14 protein-coding genes are annotated in these 19,437 nt (G+C 71.6%); 4 read left to right on the plus strand and 10 right to left on the minus strand.

Going from position 1 to position 19,437, the window contains the following annotated elements; genetic code table 11:
* Positions 1-107: 107 nt before the first annotated feature.
* The 6 genes from ABZ851_RS34940 to ABZ851_RS34965 form a co-directional block, all read right to left on the minus strand.
* Positions 108-1,571, minus strand: a complete 1,464-nt coding sequence (locus ABZ851_RS34940; protein WP_361136411.1) for a GuaB1 family IMP dehydrogenase-related protein — start codon at positions 1,569-1,571, stop codon at positions 108-110.
* Positions 1,572-1,748: 177 nt separating this feature from the next.
* Positions 1,749-2,192, minus strand: coding sequence for a barstar family protein (locus tag ABZ851_RS34945; protein WP_336050903.1), 444 nt, complete (start codon positions 2,190-2,192; stop codon positions 1,749-1,751).
* Positions 2,189-2,656, minus strand: coding sequence for a ribonuclease domain-containing protein (locus tag ABZ851_RS34950; protein ID WP_361136414.1), 468 nt, complete (start codon positions 2,654-2,656; stop codon positions 2,189-2,191). The genes ABZ851_RS34945 and ABZ851_RS34950 overlap by 4 nt, the downstream gene beginning before the upstream one ends.
* Before the next feature lie 221 nt (positions 2,657-2,877).
* On the minus strand, positions 2,878-3,894 hold the full coding sequence (locus tag ABZ851_RS34955) for a sugar-binding domain-containing protein (protein WP_336050943.1): 1,017 nt from the start codon (positions 3,892-3,894) through the stop codon (positions 2,878-2,880).
* Between the two features lie 255 nt (positions 3,895-4,149).
* Positions 4,150-4,833, minus strand: a complete 684-nt coding sequence (gene rpe / locus ABZ851_RS34960; protein ID WP_328388655.1) for a ribulose-phosphate 3-epimerase — start codon at positions 4,831-4,833, stop codon at positions 4,150-4,152.
* 142 nt (positions 4,834-4,975) lie between these two features.
* Entirely contained in the window at positions 4,976-5,824 is an 849-nt protein-coding gene (locus tag ABZ851_RS34965) for a LysR family transcriptional regulator (protein ID WP_361136416.1), read from the minus strand.
* A 326-nt stretch (positions 5,825-6,150) separates the two neighbouring features.
* On the opposite strand from ABZ851_RS34965, the gene ABZ851_RS34970 reads away from it, so the two are divergent.
* The 3 genes from ABZ851_RS34970 to ABZ851_RS34980 all read left to right on the plus strand — a co-directional run bounded on the left by ABZ851_RS34970 (position 6,151) and on the right by ABZ851_RS34980 (position 12,273).
* A complete protein-coding gene (locus ABZ851_RS34970) occupies positions 6,151-6,843 on the plus strand; it encodes an SDR family oxidoreductase (protein WP_361136418.1) in 693 nt (230 codons plus the stop codon).
* A 162-nt stretch (positions 6,844-7,005) separates the two neighbouring features.
* Complete coding sequence (locus ABZ851_RS34975) at positions 7,006-11,817, plus strand: DUF6531 domain-containing protein (protein WP_361136420.1); 4,812 nt, start codon at positions 7,006-7,008, stop codon at positions 11,815-11,817.
* 60 nt (positions 11,818-11,877) lie between these two features.
* Positions 11,878-12,273 (plus strand): DUF6193 family natural product biosynthesis protein, encoded by a 396-nt coding sequence (locus ABZ851_RS34980; RefSeq protein ID WP_361136422.1) that lies wholly within the window; start codon positions 11,878-11,880, stop codon positions 12,271-12,273.
* Between the two features lie 164 nt (positions 12,274-12,437).
* Here the strand turns inward: ABZ851_RS34980 and ABZ851_RS34985 are convergent, their stop codons facing one another.
* Together ABZ851_RS34985 and fmt are read right to left on the minus strand one after the other, a co-directional pair.
* Positions 12,438-13,871, minus strand: a complete 1,434-nt coding sequence (locus tag ABZ851_RS34985; protein WP_361136424.1) for a transcription antitermination factor NusB — start codon at positions 13,869-13,871, stop codon at positions 12,438-12,440.
* Between the two features lie 163 nt (positions 13,872-14,034).
* Positions 14,035-14,973: a methionyl-tRNA formyltransferase gene (gene fmt, locus ABZ851_RS34990; protein WP_336050895.1), complete on the minus strand. Its 939-nt coding sequence runs from the start codon at positions 14,971-14,973 to the stop codon at positions 14,035-14,037.
* 249 nt (positions 14,974-15,222) lie between these two features.
* Here fmt and ABZ851_RS34995 point away from each other — a divergent pair, with 249 nt between their 5' ends.
* Positions 15,223-15,780, plus strand: coding sequence for a hypothetical protein (locus tag ABZ851_RS34995; protein ID WP_361136427.1), 558 nt, complete (start codon positions 15,223-15,225; stop codon positions 15,778-15,780).
* A gap of 136 nt (positions 15,781-15,916) precedes the next feature.
* Here ABZ851_RS34995 and ABZ851_RS35000 read toward each other — a convergent pair whose 3' ends face one another.
* Both ABZ851_RS35000 and metK read right to left on the minus strand, forming a co-directional pair.
* Entirely contained in the window at positions 15,917-18,055 is a 2,139-nt protein-coding gene (locus ABZ851_RS35000; protein ID WP_361136429.1) for a primosomal protein N', read from the minus strand.
* 125 nt (positions 18,056-18,180) lie between these two features.
* Positions 18,181-19,389 (minus strand): methionine adenosyltransferase, encoded by a 1,209-nt coding sequence (gene metK / locus ABZ851_RS35005; protein ID WP_088796724.1) that lies wholly within the window; start codon positions 19,387-19,389, stop codon positions 18,181-18,183.
* Positions 19,390-19,437: the final 48 nt, after the last annotated feature.

Consider the following 19,437-nt stretch of genomic DNA (forward strand, 5'->3'; position numbering starts at 1 on the left):
GCTGCACTGGTACAACTACCACCGACCCCACACCGGAATCAGCGGCCACACCCCAGCCAGCCGCGTCACCAACCTCTCCGGACAACACACCTAGGTCCCGTGACGGGTCAGTTCCAGCTGTCGTGCAGCGGCTTGCCCTCCGCGTAGCCGGCGGCGCTCTGCACCCCGACCACGGCCTTGTCGGCGAACTCCGCCAGGGAGGCGGCGCCCGCGTAGGTGCAGGAGCTGCGGACCCCCGCGATGATCGAGTCGATCAGGTCCTCGACGCCGGGGCGCGCCTGGTCGACGAACATCCGCGAGGTGGAGATGCCCTCCTCGAAGAGTCCCTTGCGGGCCCGGTCGTAGGCCGACTCGTCGCTCGTACGGTTGCGCACGGCACGCGCGGAGGCCATGCCGAAGCTCTCCTTGTACGGCCGGCCGTCGGCGGTGTGCTGGAGGTCTCCGGGCGATTCGAGGGTGCCGGCGAACCACGAGCCGATCATGACGTTGGAGGCGCCCGCGGCCAGCGCCATCGCGACATCGCGGGGGTGGCGCACCCCGCCGTCGGCCCAGACGTGCTTGCCGAACTTCTTCGCCTCGGCGGCGCACTCCAGGACCGCGGAGAACTGCGGCCGGCCGACGCCGGTCATCATCCGGGTGGTGCACATCGCGCCCGGTCCGACGCCGACCTTGATGATGTCCGCGCCGGCCTCGATCAGATCGCGGACGCCCTCGGCGGCGACGACGTTGCCCGCCACGATCGGGACCTGCGGGTCCAGCCCGCGGACGGCCCGGACCGCGGTGATCATCGACTCCTGGTGGCCGTGCGCGGTGTCCACGACGAGGGTGTCCACACCGGCGGCCAGCAGCGCCTTGGCCCGGCCGGCCACATCGCCGTTGATGCCGACGGCGGCCGCGATCCGCAGCTTGCCGTTGGCGTCCGTGGCGGGGGTGTACAGGGTGGCGCGGAGGGCGCCCTTGCGGGTGAGGATGCCGATCAGCATGCCGTCCGCGTCGACCGCGGGCGCGAGCTTGCGGTTGGCGGCGTCCAGGCGGTTGAAGGCCTCCCGCGGGTCGATGTCCGCGTCCAGGACGAGCAGGTCCCTGGACATGACCTCGGCCACCTGGGTGAAGCGGTCCACACCGGCCAGGTCGTGCTCGGTGACGACGCCGACCGGGCGGCCGCCCTCGACGACGATGCCCGCGCCGTGCGCCCGCTTGGGCAGCAGCGCCAGGGCGTCGGCGACGGTCGCGACCGGGGACAGCACGATCGGGGTGTCCAGGACCAGGTGGCGGCGCTTGATCCAGGTCACCACGTCGGTGACGACATCGAGCGGGATGTCCTGCGGGATGACGACCAGACCACCACGGCGGGCAACGGTCTCGGCCATCCGGCGGCCGGCGATCGCCGTCATGTTGGCGACCACGAGAGGGATGGTGGTACCGGTCCCGTCATGGGAGGACAGGTCCACTCCCTGGCGGGAGCCCACGGCGGAGCGGCCGGGCACCATGAACACATCGTCGTAGGTCAGGTCGTAGGGCACCGAAGAACTCTCTTCGAGCGCGCCGTTCTTCGGATTCAGGAATCGCATACGGCCAGGATACGGGCCCTGACCAGGGCTCATGTGATAATCCGAGGCTTTCCCCGGCCGTGTGTGCGATCCGCCAAAGGCGCCGTGGACGGCGGGGCGGGCCCCGCCGGAACGGGGGCGCTCCGCCGCTCGCCGGGCCGCACCGCATCGCCGCCGGTCAGGCCTGGTGCGTCGTCGTTACACGCCTTGCCGGTCCCGCCCCCTGGCCATGATCACGGCCAGTCCGGTGTCCGTGTCGCGCCAGTAGCCCACCGCATCCGCCAGGACGCCCTCGACGATGCTCCACTCGTCCGGGGACGCGGCCGCGTAGCCCTGCCAGCCCGTCACGACGAGCAGCCGGCCGCGGTCGGCGGGACACCAGGACAGGTCGGTGAGGCAGTCGGCGAGCGCGTCCCAGTTGCGGCCGAACCAGTCCGGCAGCCGCAGGGCACGGGCACACCGGTCCATGAAGGCGGCCTTGTCCGCGACCCCCTCCAGGTCCAGGGACGTGCCGGTCCAGCCGGCGTCCCGCGCGGCGGCCAGCGCCTGGGCCACCGAGCGTTCCGCGGGCCAGGGCAGTACCCCGGGGGGCGTACGTCCGTCGAGCACCGCGGCGAGCGGCCGGGGCACGGAACCCGTCATCGAAGCACCGCCTTGAAGGTCCGGTAGTGGTCGTCGGTGTAGTACGTCTCATGGCCCTGCCCGGTGACGAGCCGACGGGCTCCGCGGTCCGGCGAGCCGGGCGTGGGCACCGTGTACTCGTGGTAGTAGCCGCGCGGCTGACGGGGCAGCAGCCGCTCACGGTTGCCGAAGACGGTGCCGTCCTGCGGATACGGGAAGGGACCGCCGGCATCGATGAGCCGCAGGGTGTCCCGCGCCTGGACCGGCAGCGCGCCGGCCGGCACGACCGGCATGCCCCGCGGCCGGTCCGGAGCGCCGGAGGGGCCCGGCGCATCGGCCGCGGCCGTGGCGGTGGACCGCGGCGGCCCGGACGAACTCCCGCCCGCGGCACCGCCCGTGGCGCAGCCGGTCAGCACGAGGAGCAGCCCGGCGAGCAGCGTGCCGAGGACCACGGCGGCACGACGCGGGACGGAGCGGATCACCATGCGCCGATGCTGTCACAGGGCTGCGCAGGCTGCTCGTCGGTGACCGGCGCCGGGGGTGCACGGGGCGGGCGCGCAGGGGCGGGGCAGCGGGCGGGGTCGCGAGGCGGCGAGGCGGTCCGCACGGGCGGGCGCGCGCACGCACGGGCGGGCGACGGGCCGGCAGGACGGTCACCCGGGGCGGTCACGCGGGGCCGTCCGCCGCCGCGTCCGCCCGGCGCGGGTCACGCTCCGTCAGGGTCCGCCCGGTCCAGTGCGGGGCGCGGCCCGGGGCCGGTCTCCAGCAGCAGGTGGTCGGCCGCGGCGGTGTCCGTGACCAGGCTGGTCACCAGCCCGGAGCGGAGCACCGCGCCGATCGCGTCGGCCTTGCGCCGGCCGCCGGCGATGGCGACGACCTCCGGGATACGGCGGAGCCGGTCCGCCTCGACGGTGATGCAGCGCTCGCCGAGGTCCCGGCCGATCCGGCGTCCTTCGGCGTCGAAGAGGTGCGCCGACATCTCGGCGGCCGCCCCCAGCGAGGCGTAGTGCTCCCGCTCCTGCTCGGAGAGCATGTCGTAGACGGTCGAGACGCCCGGTTCCCAGGAACCGATGGAGACACAGGCGACGGTGACCTTGTCGAAGTAGTCGAACGCGCGGGCGATCCCGGTCTGGCGGCGCAGCGCCTCGGCGGTCGCCGAGTCGGGCAGCAGCATCGGCGCATAGATCGGATGCGCCTCGCCGCCGGCGACATCGGCCGCACGGCGGACCGCCTCGACCGAGCCGCGGTCGGCGGTACCGGCGTCGTACACACCGGTCAACTGCACCACGGTGCACGGCGGGAGGCGGTGCAGCGCGGCCGCCATATGAATGGTCGACCGGCCCCACGCCAGCCCCAGCACATCGCCCTCGGTGACCAGCTCACCGAGGAGATCGGCCGCGACCTCGCCCAGGTTCTCCGGGTCCGCGGCGTCGTCGGGCGGCGTCTGGCCGCCGAAGGCGGGGGGAGCGTCCGCGGGCGACTCGACGACGACCGCGTGCCGCAGGCCGTAGCGGGCCCGCAGGGCGTCGGAGCGTTCGGCGTCCAGCTCGGAGGGCACCCGGATCTCGATCCGTACGAGATCACGTTCCAGGGCGGTCTCCAGCACCCGCGCGACCTTGAACCGGCTGACGCCGAACTCCTCCGCGATCTGGATCTTCGACTTGCCCTCAAGATAGAAACGGCGGGCCATGGCCGCGGCCTGCACCAGCTCGGCAGGGCCCATTCCGGACTGTGGGCGGCTGGCTACCACGAAATTCTCCCCTTTTGCGCATCTGATCGAGTCTTTGCTCATCCTTTCAGAAACCCGGCGGCAACGGGGACCATGACCGTCCCGACCCTCGTGAACGCTCGGTTGCGCCCCGTACAACGGGCGGCACGGCCCCTGCCACGGGCGGATTCCCCTGGCGTGAATCAGCCGGGCCGCCGGCTCCCGCTCCGGGGGCCTGACCGGCACTCGCCCCCTGACCGGCCCTCGCGCTCAGTGCGCGCAGCCCCAGCCCGCCGCCGCGGTCGCCGTCTCGGCCTGTTCGCGCAGGTCCCTGACCGCCTTGGCCGGGTCGTCCGCGCCGTACACCGCGGAGCCCGCCACGAACACATCGGCGCCCGCGTCGGCGCACCGCTCGATGGTGGCCGCCGAGACCCCGCCGTCCACCTGGAGCCCCAGCTGCAGGCCGTGCCGGGAGATCAGTTCACGGGTGCGGCGGATCTTGGGCAGCATGATGTCCAGGAACGCCTGGCCGCCGAAGCCGGGCTCCACGGTCATGATCAGCACCATGTCGAGCTCGGGGAGCAGGTCCTCGTACGGCTCGATCGGCGTGGCGGGCTTCAGCGCCATCGAGGCCCGCGCGCCCTTGGCCCGGATCTCCCGCGCCAGCCGCACCGGCGCGGCCGCCGCCTCCACGTGGAAGGTCACGGACCCGGCTCCGGCCTCGATGTACTGCGGCGCCCAGCGGTCCGGGTCCTCGATCATCAGATGCAGGTCGAGCGGGGTGTCCGTCGCCTTGCTCAGCGACTCGACCACCGGCACGCCGAGGGTGAGGTTCGGGACGAAGTGGTTGTCCATGACGTCGACGTGCAGCCAGTCGGCGCCCTTGACGGCCTGCGCCTCCTCGGCGAGGCGGGCGAAGTCTGCGGACAGGATGCTGGGGTTGATCAAGGCCATGCCCCCAGTATGGCCTGCGGGCCGGGAAGGGACGGCGGCGGGAGGGACCGGATTCCGGCGGGCCGGTGAGGCCTCCCTGGGACGCGGAGCGCGGCGGCGGGAGCGGCGACGGGAGCGGCGACGGGAGCGGCCACGAGCCCTCTCATGCGCTTCCTCCGTCCTCCTCCGCCGTCGCCTCGCCGGGCTGCCGTCGCAGCGTCGCGGTGGCGATGTCCAGGAAGTCCGCCACGGGGCCCGCGCAGCTGCCCTCCGGCACCGCCAGGCAGGTCTCGACGGGCGGGGCATCGGTGACGGGCAGGTAGACGAGATCGGGGCGGGAGTACGAGCCCGCGACGCTGACGGGAACCAGCGCGAGGCCCTGCCCGGAGGCGATGAGCTCGAACTTCTCCTCCAGTGAGGAGGTCCGCCGCGTCCTGACGTCGAGGACCGGCTCGCCGTCGAGAGCGGCCGACGTGAGGCTGCGACGGCCGGCCAGCCGATGGGTCACGGGCAGGCACGCGACCTTGGTCTCGTGACCGATGGGGACGGTGTGCAGCCCCGTGTCGTCGAAGGGGCGCCGGAGGTATCCGATGTGCGCGCGGCCGTCGCGCAGCGGCGCGTCCTGCTCCCACCAGCGCAGCGGAAACACATCGATCCGGACCTTCGGGTGGCTCGCCGTGAACGCCAGGAGCGCCTCCGAGACGCGCAGGCCGGGCGAGAAGGCGACGACGAGCCGCTGCTCGCCCCGCCCGGCCTCGTGCACGCGCCGCAGCGCCGTCTCGACCACCGTGGTGATCCTGCCCGCCTCGTCGTACAACTGCCGTCCCGCGGGGGTCAGTTCGACGCTGCGCGTGGTCCGCGTGAACAGCGGGCAGCCCAACTCCTGCTCGAACGCGCGGATCTGCCGGCTGAGGACGGGCTGCGCGATGAACAACGCCTGTGCCGCCCGGCCGAATTGCCGGTGCTCGGCCACCGCGACGAAATAGCGGAGTTTACGCAGGTCTAAATCCATACCCGAAAGGTATCAACGTGACGGAAAGGGTATTGGACGCCCGGCGGAACCCCTCGGAGACTTGACTCATGATCGCCATCACCTCTCCGGCGGGCGGCACCCACGCGGGCCCCTCGCCCACGGCATGGCGCGCCTCACCGAGCTTCTGAACCGTCAAGTGGGCCACGGCCGCCCGCCGTTGGACGGCTCCTCCGTCACGTCCACCGGCTGCGTCAACGCGGCCCTGCAGCAGCCCTGACGGCAGGATTCCTGGCCCACATGCCATGGCCCACAAGTCCTGACCCGCAGGCTCTGCCCCACAAGCCCTGCCCCACAAGAGGAATCACATGACCCACACCCGCAAGACCGCCCTCGTCATCGGGGCCTCCCGGACCCTGGGTCTCGGGCTCGCCGCCGCGTACCTGCGCCGCGGCTGGGACGTCATCGGCACGGTCCGCGGCAGCCGGCGCACCGGCCTCCACGAACTGGCCGAAACGTCCGGTGGACGGCTGACCGTCGAGTCGCTGGAGATGACCGAGCCGGAGCAGATCTCGGCGCTGCGCGACCGGCTGGCCGGACGCATCCTCGACCTGCTCTTCGTCAACGCCGCCGTCACCCGCGGCGACCTCCCGATCGGCGAGGTCCCGACGGCTATGTTCACCGAGGTCATGGTCACCAACGCCCTCAGCCCGATGCGGGTGGTGGAATCCCTGCGTCCGCTGGTCGCGCCCACCGGGACCATCGGCGTCATGTCCTCCGACCAGGGAAGCATCGCCCTGAACACCGAGGGCGGCCAGGATCTGTACCGGGCCAGCAAGTCCGCGCTGAACCAGCTGATGCGCAGCTACGCCGCCCGCCACGCCGAGGACACCCGCAAGCTGCTGCTCGTCGACCCGGGCTGGGTACGCACCGAACTCGGTGGCCCGGACGCCGAACTCAGCGTGGAGGAGAGCATCCCCGGGGTGGTGGAGACGATCGAGCGCCACCGAGGGCCCGGCCTGCACTTCGTCGACCACCAGGGGCAGGTCGTGCCCTGGTAGACACCGCGCCCCGGCCCCGCCGGAACCGGACCCCCGCGTGACCATGGGCCACTTGCCTGCCCACTGATCTGACATTACGTTCCAGTGGATCATGATCGAACGGGGGTTCTGATGGGTGTGGTCCTGCCTGGGTGGGCGGATGAGCTGCTTGACCTGATCGGCGTGTCGTGGCCGAACGTGGACGAGGACGACTACCGCGAAATGGCCCACGCCATGCGGGAGTTCGCCGACGACATCGCCGAAGGCGCCGACCAGGCGCACACCGCCATCCAGGGTTTGGTCGGCTCGGCCGGCGGTTCCCTTGCCGTGGAGGCGCTGAACACCCACTGGGGGAAGGTCAACGGCAAACATCTGAAGGGCCTTGCAGAGTGCGGCCGCAAGGCGGGCACGGCGATGGACGGTGTCGCGACCCTCATCGAGGGCGCGAAAATCGGCGCGCTGGTCCAGCTGGGCATCCTCGCTGCGGAGGTGATCGCCGCCCAGGCCGCAGCCCCCTTCACCCTTGGCTTGTCGGAATTGGGGGCGATGGGTGCGACGCAGGCCACCCGGATGATCCTCAAACGGCTCTTCAAAGAGGTCTGCCAACAGGTCGCCGAGCAGGCCGTCAGCATCGCGCTCACCCCGGTGGAGGAAGCGCTCGGGGCCATGGCCGGGGACCTCGTGGTCCAGCTCGGCGCCAATGCCCTCGGCGTCCAGGACGGTGTCGACCTCGGCCGTACCGCCAAGGCCGGCGGGGACGGCCTCCGGCAGGGCGCACAGGACGCCAAGGGCACGGCCAAGGGAGCTGCCGCGAACCCGACGACGGGGCTGCTCAGCGCAGGCGGAAGCGGCGGTGGAGGGGGCAGGTCCGCAGGTGGAGCCGGCGGCGGGTTCAGCTTCGACGAAGGCGAACATCACCACGTCGTGAGCGGTCTGCAGAGCGCGAGCGGCACGTTCCGCACCAAAGCCGGCGGCAAGATCGGCCGGGCCAGGAGCCACCACGGTCGTACCCGCGGCAAGGACGCCATCGCCGATGCGGCGAATGTGGTGCTGGACAAGGTCGTCGACGGCATCGAGGACGGCGTCAAGAAGACTGCCAAGCACCTCGGCGAGAACATGACGCGCGGCGTCAAGCAGATGATCAAGAACCACCGCGACAACGACAACACGATCGCCGAGCACCTCAAAGGCATCGGCAAGAAGAACAAGCACGACCCGAAGTCACCCGACAACGGTTCCGTCTCGTCCGCGAACTCCACGGGCAAGGGACGCGGCAAGAACCACAAGACCCGCGCCCGACTGGGCAAGGAGCACCCCAACAACAGCACTCGCACCGCCAAGGCTGTCAAGGACTGCGGTGACCCGGTGGACGTCGCCACCGGCCGGGTCTTCCTCCGTCAGACCGACATCGCCCTGCCCGGCGCTCTGCCTCTCACGTTCACGCGGAGATTCGAGTCGTCGTACCGCGCGGGCCGCCATATGGGGCCGTCCTGGTCCTCCACGGCCGACCAGCGCCTGGAGATCGACGAGCAGGGCATCATCTTCGTCACCGAGGACGGCCTGCTGCTCTCCTACGAGACGCCCGAGCCCGGCCAACGTGTGCTGCCTGCCCACGGTCCGCGCTGGCCTCTGACGCGAACACCGCGGGGCGACTGGGCAGTCCACGACCCCGACACCGGGCAGACCCGCTACTTCACCGAAGCGAGCCACTCCCCCGGCACCGCCCTGCTGGACGAATTGTCGGACCGCAACGGGAACCGGATCGCCTTCGATTACGACGACGAATCCGGCGCCCCGCTCGCCATCCGCCACTCTGCGGGATACCACCTCAAAATCGCCACCGACGGCAACGGGAACATCACCGCGCTGCACCTCGCCGACGCGGCTGCCGATGGCACCGACGTGCTGGTCATTTCCTACGGCCACGACGAGCACGGCAACCTCACCGCCCTCACGAATTCCTCCGGCATCCCGACCCGGTTCGAGTACGACACCGATCACCGTCTCGTCGCCTGGACCGACACCAACGACAGCCGTTACGAGTACGTCTACGACCACCACAGCCGGTGCGTCGCTGAGGGCGGGGCCGAAGGCCACCTGCGGTACCGCTTCGACTTCGGCCAACCGGAGCCCGGAACCGGCAACCGCGTCACCACCGCCACGAACTCTCTCGGGCATGCCACCCGCTACCTCATCAACGACCGGCTCCAGGTCATCGCCGAGACCGACCCGCTCGGCCACACCACCCGCACCCAGTACGACGCGTACGACCGTCCGCTGGCCGTCACCGACCCCCTCGGCCACACCACCCGGTACACATACGACGAGCACGGCCACCTGACCACCATCAGCCGCCCCGACGGTCGTCAGGCCATCGCCGAGTACAACAGCCTCGGCCGACTGGTTGCCGTGACCGGCGCGGACGGGTCCACTTGGCGGGACGAATATGACAGCCGCGGCAATCGCACGGCGAACATCGATCCGAGCGGCGCCACCACCCGCTTCAGCTACGACGCGCAAGGCCGTCCGACTTCTGTCACCGATGCCCTGGGCAACACCACCTCCGTCATCTGTGACCCGGCGGGACTCCCTCTCCGCATCATCAATCCGCTGGGGGCAGAGACCCGCTACCGCCGCGATGCCTTCGGCCGCGTCATCTCCGTCACCGATCCACTGGGCGCGTCAAGCCGTCTGGCCTGGACGGTGGAAGGACGGCTGGCCGGCCATATCGGCTCCGATGGTTCCAAGCAGTCCTGGACATACGACGGCGAGGGCAACTGCGTCGCCCACACCAACGCAGCCGGAGGGGTCACCACCTTCGAGTACACCCACTTCGACCAGCTCAAGGCAAGGACCAGCCAGGACGGAGCTCGCTACGAGTTCACCCACGACACGGAGCTGCAGCTCACTTCCGTCACCAACCAGCAAGGCCTGACGTGGACTTATGAATACGATCCGGCCGGCCACCTGATATCCGAGACCGACTTCGACAACCGCACCCTCAGATACACCCACACCCCGGCCGGCCGACTCGCCACTCGCACCAACGCCCTCGGCCACACCGTCACCTACGCCCACGACTCCCTCGGAAGGATCGTGGAGAAGAACGCGGACGGACGGGTCACTTCATATCAGCACGATCCGGCGGGGCGCCTGCTGCAGGCATCGACTCCGGACGTCGAGCTGGCATACCGGCGCGATTCTCTGGGCCGGGTGGTAGCCGAGACCCTGAACGACCGCACCACGACCTTCACCTACGACGCCCTGGGACGCCGCACCCACCGCACCACCCCCTCAGGCGCGACGAGCAGCTGGGAATACGACGCGGCAAGCCGGGGCACCGCCCTGACCACCTCCGGCCGCACCCTCGCATTCGAATACGACCTCACGGGCCAAGAAACGGCCCGTCACTTCGGCGCGGATCTGACCCTCACCCACAGCTGGGATGCAAGCGGTCTCCTCACCGACCAGTCCCTCACCTCACCGTCAGGGACCGTTCAGCACCGTGCCTACTCCTACCACCCGGACGGCAGTCTCGCCGGAATCGACGATCAGCTGAATGGTCCCCGCACCTTCGACCTCGACAGCGCGGGCAGAGTAACTGCCGTTCATGCCCGCGGCTGGTCCGAACGGTATGCCTACGACGAGTCCGGCAACCAGACCGAAGCCGACTGGTCCGACCGGTACCCCTCTCCCGAATCCCGCGGCCCGCGCACGTATACGGGGACTCGCATCACGCGAGCCGGCGGCATTCGCTATGAACACGACGCGCAGGGCCATATCGTCCTGCGGCAGAAGACCAGGCTGTCCCGCAAACCCGAAACGTGGCGGTACGAGTGGGATGCCGAGGACCGGCTCGTCCGGGTCATCACGCCCGGCGGCGGCACCTGGCGCTACATCTATGACCCCTTCGGCCGCCGGGTCGCCAAGCAACGCCTTGCCCCGGATGGCCGGGAGGTGCTGGAACAAACCAACTTCACCTGGGACGGCAACACCCTCGCCGAGCAGACCACCGCCTCACCCGATGGCACACATCTGATCACCCTCACCTGGGAACACAAGGGACTGCACCCCGTCTCCCAGACCGAACGCAAAAATCTGGCCGAAGCCCCGCAGCAGGAAATAGACCAACGCTTCTTTGCCATCGTCACAGACCTGATCGGCACCCCTGCCGAACTCGTGGACGAAGACGGCAACGTCGCCTGGCGCGCCCGTAGCACCCTGTGGGGCTGCACCACCTGGAACACCCATGCCACCGCCTATACGCCGCTCCGTTTCCCCGGCCAGTATTTCGACCCGGAAACCGGACTCCACTACAACAATCAGCGCTACTACGACCCCGACACCGCCCGTTACATCACACCGGACCCACTCGGCCTTCTTCCCGCACCACATCCCACGGCCTACGTCCATAACCCGACCACGTGGATTGACCCACTGGGCCTGTCGGCCTGCCCCCACCGAAAGAAGGGTGGCAGGCACAGTGTGGTTCTCGGCGTCAACGGAGACGATTTCGGATCTGATGTTCTGGCGAAACACCTTCGCGAGAACGGCGACCCTGACGCCCACAACTACAATGGCCGCGCTTATGCGGATGACGTGAACGGAACCCCCGTTTGGATGTCCCATGTCATGGCCGCGGTGGGCGATCCGGACACCACTCTCTCCATCACCCTGGATGGCATGCCCAATCGCAATGGCGACAACGGAAATTGGAACACTCCCGAATCCATCCATGAAGCATTCCTGGTGGCCGTTGAGCACGGCCGGCAGTTCGGTGTGGGCCCCGGCCAGGAACGCCCTGGCCCCGGCCACGGAACGGCCTGGGAGATGAGCGTGGTGGCCCGGAACGTCCTGGCGTTCAACGAAGACCTGGGGGGCCGCTCATGGGACTCCATACACTGGTATTCCGGCAATGAGAGGGTGACCGTTCCCGAACCGGACATTCCTCTCCCGCCCAGGGAAGACCAGACGGCCGGAAGACGCCGCCGCTGATTCTGCCGGTCAGGCACAGCGGACTCCACCACACACCGCGAAACCCGATAAGGTATACACGTGACTCACGGCAATATCGAACCCCCGGCATCAAGCGCCGTGGCGGCCAAATGGCAAAAAGCGCGGGAAACCAGCGATGAGTTGATCGACCATGCCATGGTCGAAGCTGCCTACGCGAATGTTCACCTCCGATCCCTCTTTCCCCTCATCAGCCACGGGTCGCTGCACTTCAGCCGCTGCACCACATTCCCCTGGACAAACGACGTGCCGTCCATCTATCCGGCCTCCGGTGGAGGATTTCGGGTGATCCGGATGAACGAACCCGTAGGGTCGAGCCGCCAGATCGTCGGAGACGCGGACTCAGCCGAAGAGGCTGCCGCTTTGGTCGTCGCTCATCTCCCGCCCGGCTGCGGTCCGGCGATCGACGGAACCGCTGACGAGCTCGACCGCCCCTGATCGCGCGTCGGCCAGCCGGCCTCCCGGGCCCTGAACGGCGGCGCAGACCTCACCTCATGTGGTCTGCGCCGCCATTCGTAGCGGGACACCACGACGGGAGATCGCAGGGCGCGGGGTGGCTCCCACCGCGGCGGTTCCGGGACACCGCGAAGGCGGACGTCTCCTCACGCGGTCCGGCGCAGCAGCGCCAGATACATCGCGTCCGTGCCGTGCAGATGCGGCCACAGCTGGACGTCCGGGCCGTCGCCGAGCGCCGGTACGCCGGGCATCAGCGGGCGGGCGTCGATCCACTCCACCTGCACCGGCTCGCCGCCCCGCCCCTTGAGGACGTCCTCCACCACGGCCCGGGTCTCGGCCGGATGCGGCGAGCAGGTCGCATAGCCGACGACGCCGCCGACCCGTACGGCCGCGAGCGCCTGCCGGAGCAGTTCGCGCTGCAGCGGGGCGAACCCGTCCAGGTCCTCGGGGCGGCGCCGCCAGCGCGCCTCCGGACGCCGGCGCAGCGCCCCCAGACCGGTGCACGGAACGTCGACCAGGACCCGGTCGAAGGCGCCGGGCCGCCAGGCCGGGCGGGTGCCGTCGGCGGTGATGACCGCATACGGACCGGGGTTGCCGTCGAGTGCCCGCGCCACCAGACGCGCACGGTGCGGCTGCTTCTCCGAGGCCAGCAGGGCGGCACCGCGCTCGGCGGCGAGCGCTGCCAGCAGCGCCGCCTTGCCGCCGGGGCCCGCGCAGCCGTCGAGCCAGGCGCGGTCGGGGCCCTCGACCGGTGCGTTCGCCAGCGCGAGGGCGACGAGCTGGCTGCCTTCGTCCTGCACCCCGGCGCGCCCCTCGCTGACCGGGCCCAGAGCGCCCGGCTCCCCGCCTTCCGCGAGCCGGACCGCATAAGGGGACCAGCGCCCGGGAAGCGCCCGCTCCTCGCCGGCCGCCGCCAGAAGCTCCTCGGTGGTGGCCCGGCCGGGCCGGGCCACCAGCGTCACCTCGGGGCGTTCGTTGTCCGCCTCCAGCAGGTCCTCGATACCGGCCCGGCCCCCGCCGAGCGCGTCCCACAGCGCCGAGACGACCCAGCGGGGGTGCGCATGCACGATGCCGAGGTGGTCCTCGGGGTCCTCGTCGTACTCCGGGGCGACCCGCTCCAGCCAGCCGTCCAGGTCATGGGCGGCGACCTTGCGCAGCACCGCGTTGACGAACTTCGCCCGCCCGTCGCCCAGCACCACCCGCGCCAGCTCGACGCTGGCGCTCACCGCGGCGTGCGTCGGGATGCGGGTGCCGAGCAACTGGTGCGCGCCGAGGGTCAGCACGTCCAGGACCGGCGGGTCCACCTCCCGCAGCGGCCGGTCCACACAGCTCGCGAGGATCGCGTCATACGTCCCCTGCCACCGCAGCGAGCCGTAGACCAGCTCCGTCGCCAGCGCCGCGTCCCGGGCGTCGAAGTCACCGCCCTCGCGGGCCTTGCGCAACAACGGCGGCAAGACGAGGTTCGCGTAGGCGTCCCGCTCGTCGACGGCCCGCAACGCCTCGAACGCGAGGACCCTGACCGGGTCCTTCTGCGGGCGGCGATGGGGCTTGCTGGGGCGACGGCGCGGCTGCTGGCTCACAGAAAAGGTGCTCCGGATACGAGATGAGGGGTCCGTCCCAGCCTACGCGGGCGCGCGGGCGGAGCGCGCGCGGAGGCCGGAGCCGGGCCGGCGCGCGGAGGCCGGAGCCGGACCGGGACCGCCCTCCGGAGGCGGCCCTCCCCTGACAACGGACGGCGGGGGCTCAGTCCCCCAGCAGCTCCCCGCTCCCGATCCGCACCCCGCGCGCCCAATCGGCCGCCTGCATCGGCTTCTTGCCCTGCGGCTGGACCCAGCCGAGTTCGACGGGGTGGCTGCCGGTACCGACGTACACCGCCTTCTTGGTCACGGCGAGTTCGCCGGGTGCGAGGGCGGGCTCGGTGTGGCCCGGGGCGGCAACGGCCGACATCAGCTTGAGGCGTTCCCCGCGGAAGACCGTCCAGGCCCCCGGCGCGGGCGCACAGCCGCGGATCACCCGGTCGACCCGGAGCGCGGGCGCCGCCCAGTCCACCTTGGCGTCCTCGACCTCGATCTTCGGCGCGAGCGTGACCCCCTCGGCCGGCTGCGGCACCGCCTGCAGCGTGCCCTCCTCGATGCCGTCCATCGTCGCCACGAGCAGCCCGGAACCGGCGAATGCCAGCCGGGTGAGCAGATCGCCGCTGGTGTCGGTCGGCCGGACCTCCTCGGTCAACACGCCGTAGACCGGGCCGGAGTCCAGTCCGGTCTCGATCTGGAACGTCGAGGCACCGGTCACCTCGTCCCCCGCCAGCACCGCGTGCTGCACGGGCGCCGCGCCCCGCCACGCGGGCAGCAGCGAGAAGTGCAGATTGACCCATCCCTTGGCGGGAATGTCGAGCGCCGCCTTCGGCAGCAGCGCCCCGTAGGCGACCACCGGGCAGCAGTCCGGCGCGATCTCCCGCAGCCGGGCCAGGAAGTCCTCGTCGCGCGGCTTGACGGGCTTGAGCACCTCGATGCCTGCCTCCTCCGCCCGCTCCGCAACGGGGCTGGCCACCAGCTTCCGGCCGCGCCCCGCGGGCGCGTCGGGCCGGGTGACGACGGCCACGACCTCGTGCCGGTCCGAGGCGAGCAGGGCATCGAGGGCGGGTACGGCGACCTCGGGGGTGCCGGCGAAGACGAGCCTCATGGGTGGCGATCTACCTCTCACACGCAGCGGAACGACACACCAGTCTAGGCGGACCGTACCGGGCCCTGGGCGGTGGATCAGGGGGCGTACGACATTTCCCGCGCCTTGTACGGAAGATCGTGCGCCCCCATACCGTGACCAGAGCCGCTGCTGTCGCGTTGGTCAAACAGCATTGACCCGGACCGGGCCGCTTTGGCGGCCCGCTCGCTTTCATCCTTCCTTTTCCACGCCGGTTCGAGAGGCTTGCTCATGGCCGACCACGCAACCCACGACGCCCAGGCGCGCGCCAGCCTGCATCTCCTGGTGCGGGACATCGAACGGGTGCGCCGGCAGGTGGACGCACTGCGCACGCTGACCGCTCAGCTCGGCAACGTCTACCGGCCGCGGCGCACCGGCCCCTCCGCAGGCTTCGTCGTCTACGGACGCGCCCCCGCCCCGACGGTGCGCCTCGCCCAGGAGTTGCGGGACAGCGTCGAAACCCTGGTCACGGCCGCGGTCGACTTCGACCGTTCGCTGGGCTTCTCCTGGGACGCGGTGGGCTCGGCGCTCGGCGTCACCAAGCAGGCGGTGCACCGCCGTTACGGTGCCCGCCGGGCCGCTGCCCAGCCCGCCGCGGAGAGCAACGGCGGTGAACCGACGGTGCGTTCGTCCGATTCCGCCGCCGCGAGCCGTGCGGTGACCATGGCCGCGGGGCTGCCCGGCTCCCCGTCCGTCCCGGCCGCCCGCGCCATGCCCGCCCAGCCCTCCGCGGTCTCCCGCGACGAGCCGGCCCGCCCGGGCGCCTTCCCCGGCCCCCGCAACGGCTGAACCACCCCGGCACCGAGCGCCCCTGGCTCCCCGCCGCACCCGCCGCACCCGCCGCACCCGCCGCTCGCCAACGCCCCGGGACCACCCGCCGACACCGGTCCCGGGGCGGCGCCATGTCCGGGGCACCCGGGCGGTCTCACCCCAGATCGGGCGGATCGATCCGGACCCGTACCGCCTCGCCCTCCCGCTTGACCAGCCGGGCCGCCCGGGCGGCCTTGAGCGCCGCGGCGAGGGCGGCACCCTGGCCGGGACGGACGCGGACCAGCGCGCGTTCCCACTGCTCGCCCGGCGGAGGATCACCGGGGCGGCGCGGGCGCGCGGGGTCCGGCACCGGCAGCGGAACGGGTCCCAACACTTCGGCGCCCGCGGGGAGTTCGGTATCCCTCAGCAGCTCGACGACGTCCTCGGCGCGGCCCGCCACCGAAGCCATCCGCGACACCGGCGGGAAACCCAGCTCGGCCCGTTCGGCCAGCTCGCGGACGGCATGGCCGGCCGGGTCCCAGCGCACCAGCGCCTGCACCGGCCGCAGCGTCGGCTCAGCGATCACCGCGACGGTGCCGCCCTCCGCCTGGCCGCGGACCAGCGCGGCGGCGCCCAGCCAGCGGCGCAGCGCCTCCTCCCCCGCCCGCAGGTCGGGGCGCCCCAGCAGCGCCCAGCCGTCCAGCAGCAGCGCCGCCGCGTAGCCGCCGTCCTCGGCCACCGGCTCCGCACCGGGCGTGCTCACCACCAGCGCGGGAGCGCCCGGAACCGTTGCCAGCACATGATCGCGCCCCGAGGTGCGCACCGGGACCGACGGGAACACCCGGCCCAGCTCCTCGGCCGTCCGCCGCGCGCCCACGACCTGGGCCCGCAGCCGCGCCCCGCCGCACTCGGCGCAGTGCCAGTCCGGCTCGGGCCGGCCACACCACGCACAGGCCAGCTCGCCCGCGTCCTGCGACTCCAGCGGGCCCGCACAGGCCCGGCAGCGCGCGGGGGTGCGGCAGCGTTCGCAGGCCAGCCGGGGCGCATACCCCCGGCGCGGCACCTGGACGAGCACCGGTCCGCGCTGCAGGCCCTCGCGCACCACCTGCCAGGCCATCGTCGGCAGCCGGGCGGCGCGCGCGGCGGCGTCCCGCGCCTCGTCACCGTCGCTGACCGTACGCACCAGGGGCGCCGCGGTCCGCACCTGCTCGCGCTCGGCGGTCAACGGGCGCGCCCAGCCGGTCTCGACGAGCTGGGCCGCCTCGACCGTGCAGCTCAGCCCGCCCAGCAGGAACCCGGCCCGCTCGTTGACCGACCGCTGGATAAGGACCTCACGGGCGTGTGGCTGGGGCGCATGCGGGTCGCTGTGGCTGGCGTCCCCGTCGTCCCACAGGGCGACCAGGCCGAGGCCGGCGACCGGTGCGAACATCGCCGCGCGCGTCCCGACCACGGCGCGCACCGCGCCACGGCTGACCGCCAGCCAGCGGCGGTAGCGCTCCTCGGGCCCGGCATCGGCGGTCAGCAGCACATGCCGGCCCTCCCCGATCAGCTCGCCGAGGGCCGCGTCCACCCGCGCGGCGGCGCGCCCGTCCGGCACCACCACCAGCGCGCCCCGCCCGCCGGCCAGCGCCGCGGCCACCGCCCGCGCCAGCTCCTGCGGCCAGGTCGCGCCGGGCAGCGCCGTCCACACCGCCCGCGGCACGTCCCCCCGCGTCAGCGCGGCCAGGAACCCGGGGCCCGCGCCGTAGCGCGTCCAACTGCCGGGCTCCGGGGCGGCGTTGGGCGGCAGGGGCGCAGGCGACGGCTTGGCCTCCGCCCGCGCCCGGCGCGGCGGCACGGCCAGTTGCACCACATCGGCGAGCGTCCCGGCATAGCGGTCCGCCACCGCCCGGCACAGCCCCAGCAGCTCGGGCGTCAGCACCCGCTCGGACGACAGCACCTGCGCGATCGGGGCGAGCACCCCGCGGTAGTCGCTCTCCGCGACCCGCTCCACGATGAATCCGCTGACCAGCTTGCCGCCCTCACGGCGGCCGCCCTTCTCCCCCGCCCCGAAGCGCACCCGCACCCGCACCCCGGGCTGGGCCTCGGCGTCCATCGCCGCGGGCACCGCGTAATCGAAATAGCGGTCGAGGTGCACCAGCCCCTTGTCGACCAGCACCCGCGCCACCGGCAGCCCGGCGGCCAGCTCGGCCCCCCGCCACGTCCGCGGCTTCGCCCGCTCCGCCTTGGTCTCCCGCACGGCCTCCCGGATGAGGGCCAACTGCTCGCCCGCACCCGACGCCCCCGCCTCCGGTCGCCCGTTCTCCCTGCTCACAGCATCAGTCTTAGCAGATGGCACGGACAGCGAGGGGTGCCTGTGGACAGCCGACGGCCCCGGACCACTGGTGCGGTCCGGGGCCGTCGGCCACTACCCGGGCGGTACGAAAACCGGGAGGAGTCTCAGAGACCAGCGGCCTTCTTCAGCGCCTCCACGCGGTCCGTGCGCTCCCAGGTGAAGTCCTCCAGCTCACGGCCGAAGTGGCCGTAGGCGGCGGTCTGGGAGTAGATCGGGCGGAGCAGATCGAGGTCGCGGATGATGGCGGCCGGGCGGAGGTCGAAGACCTCGCCGATGGCCTGCTCGATCTTGTCGGTGTCGACGGTGGCGGTGCCGAAGGTCTCGACGAAGAGACCGACCGGCTCGGCCTTGCCGATGGCGTAGGCGACCTGGACCTCGCAGCGGGCCGCGAGGCCGGCGGCGACGACGTTCTTCGCGACCCAGCGCATCGCGTAGGCGGCCGAGCGGTCGACCTTGGACGGGTCCTTGCCGGAGAAGGCACCGCCGCCGTGGCGGGCCATGCCGCCGTAGGTGTCGATGATGATCTTGCGGCCGGTGAGGCCGGCGTCACCCATGGGGCCGCCGATCTCGAAGCGGCCGGTCGGGTTGACCAGCAGCCGGTAGCCGTCGGTGTCCAGCTTGATGCCGTCCTCGACGAGCTGGGCCAGGACGTGCTCGACGACGAACTCGCGGATGTCGGGAGCGAGCAGCGAGTCGAGGTCGATGTCGCTGGCGTGCTGGGAGGAGACCACGACGGTGTCGAGGCGGACGGCCTTGTGGCCGTCGTACTCGATGGTGACCTGGGTCTTGCCGTCGGGACGGAGGTAGGGGATGGTGCCGTTCTTGCGGACCTCGGACAGGCGCTTGGACAGGCGGTGCGCGAGGTTGATCGGGAGCGGCATCAGCTCCGGGGTCTCGTCGCAGGCGTAGCCGAACATCAGGCCCTGGTCGCCCGCGCCCTGCTTGTCCAGCTCGTCGTCGTCGCCCTCGACGCGGTTCTCGTACGCGGTGTCGACACCCTGGGCGATGTCCGGGGACTGCGCGCCGATGGACACCGAGACGCCGCAGGAAGCGCCGTCGAAGCCCTTCTTGGACGAGTCGTAACCGATGTCCAGGATCTTGTTGCGGACGAGGTTGGGGATGTCGGCGTACGCCTTCGTCGTCACCTCGCCGGCCACATGCACCAGGCCGGTGGTGATCAACGTCTCCACGGCGACCCGGGAGGTCGGGTCTTCCTTGAGGAGAGCGTCGAGGATGGTGTCGCTGATCTGGTCAGCGATCTTGTCGGGGTGGCCCTCGGTGACGGACTCCGAGGTGAACAGGCGGCGGGACACATCGCTCCCTGGGGTTGCAGCGGCTGCTGGCTGATCATTGGCGGAAGG

The sequence above is a fragment of the Streptomyces sp. NPDC047049 genome, from assembly GCF_040643995.1.
In the GTDB taxonomy this organism is placed as follows: Bacteria; Actinomycetota; Actinomycetes; order Streptomycetales; family Streptomycetaceae; genus Streptomyces; species Streptomyces mooreae.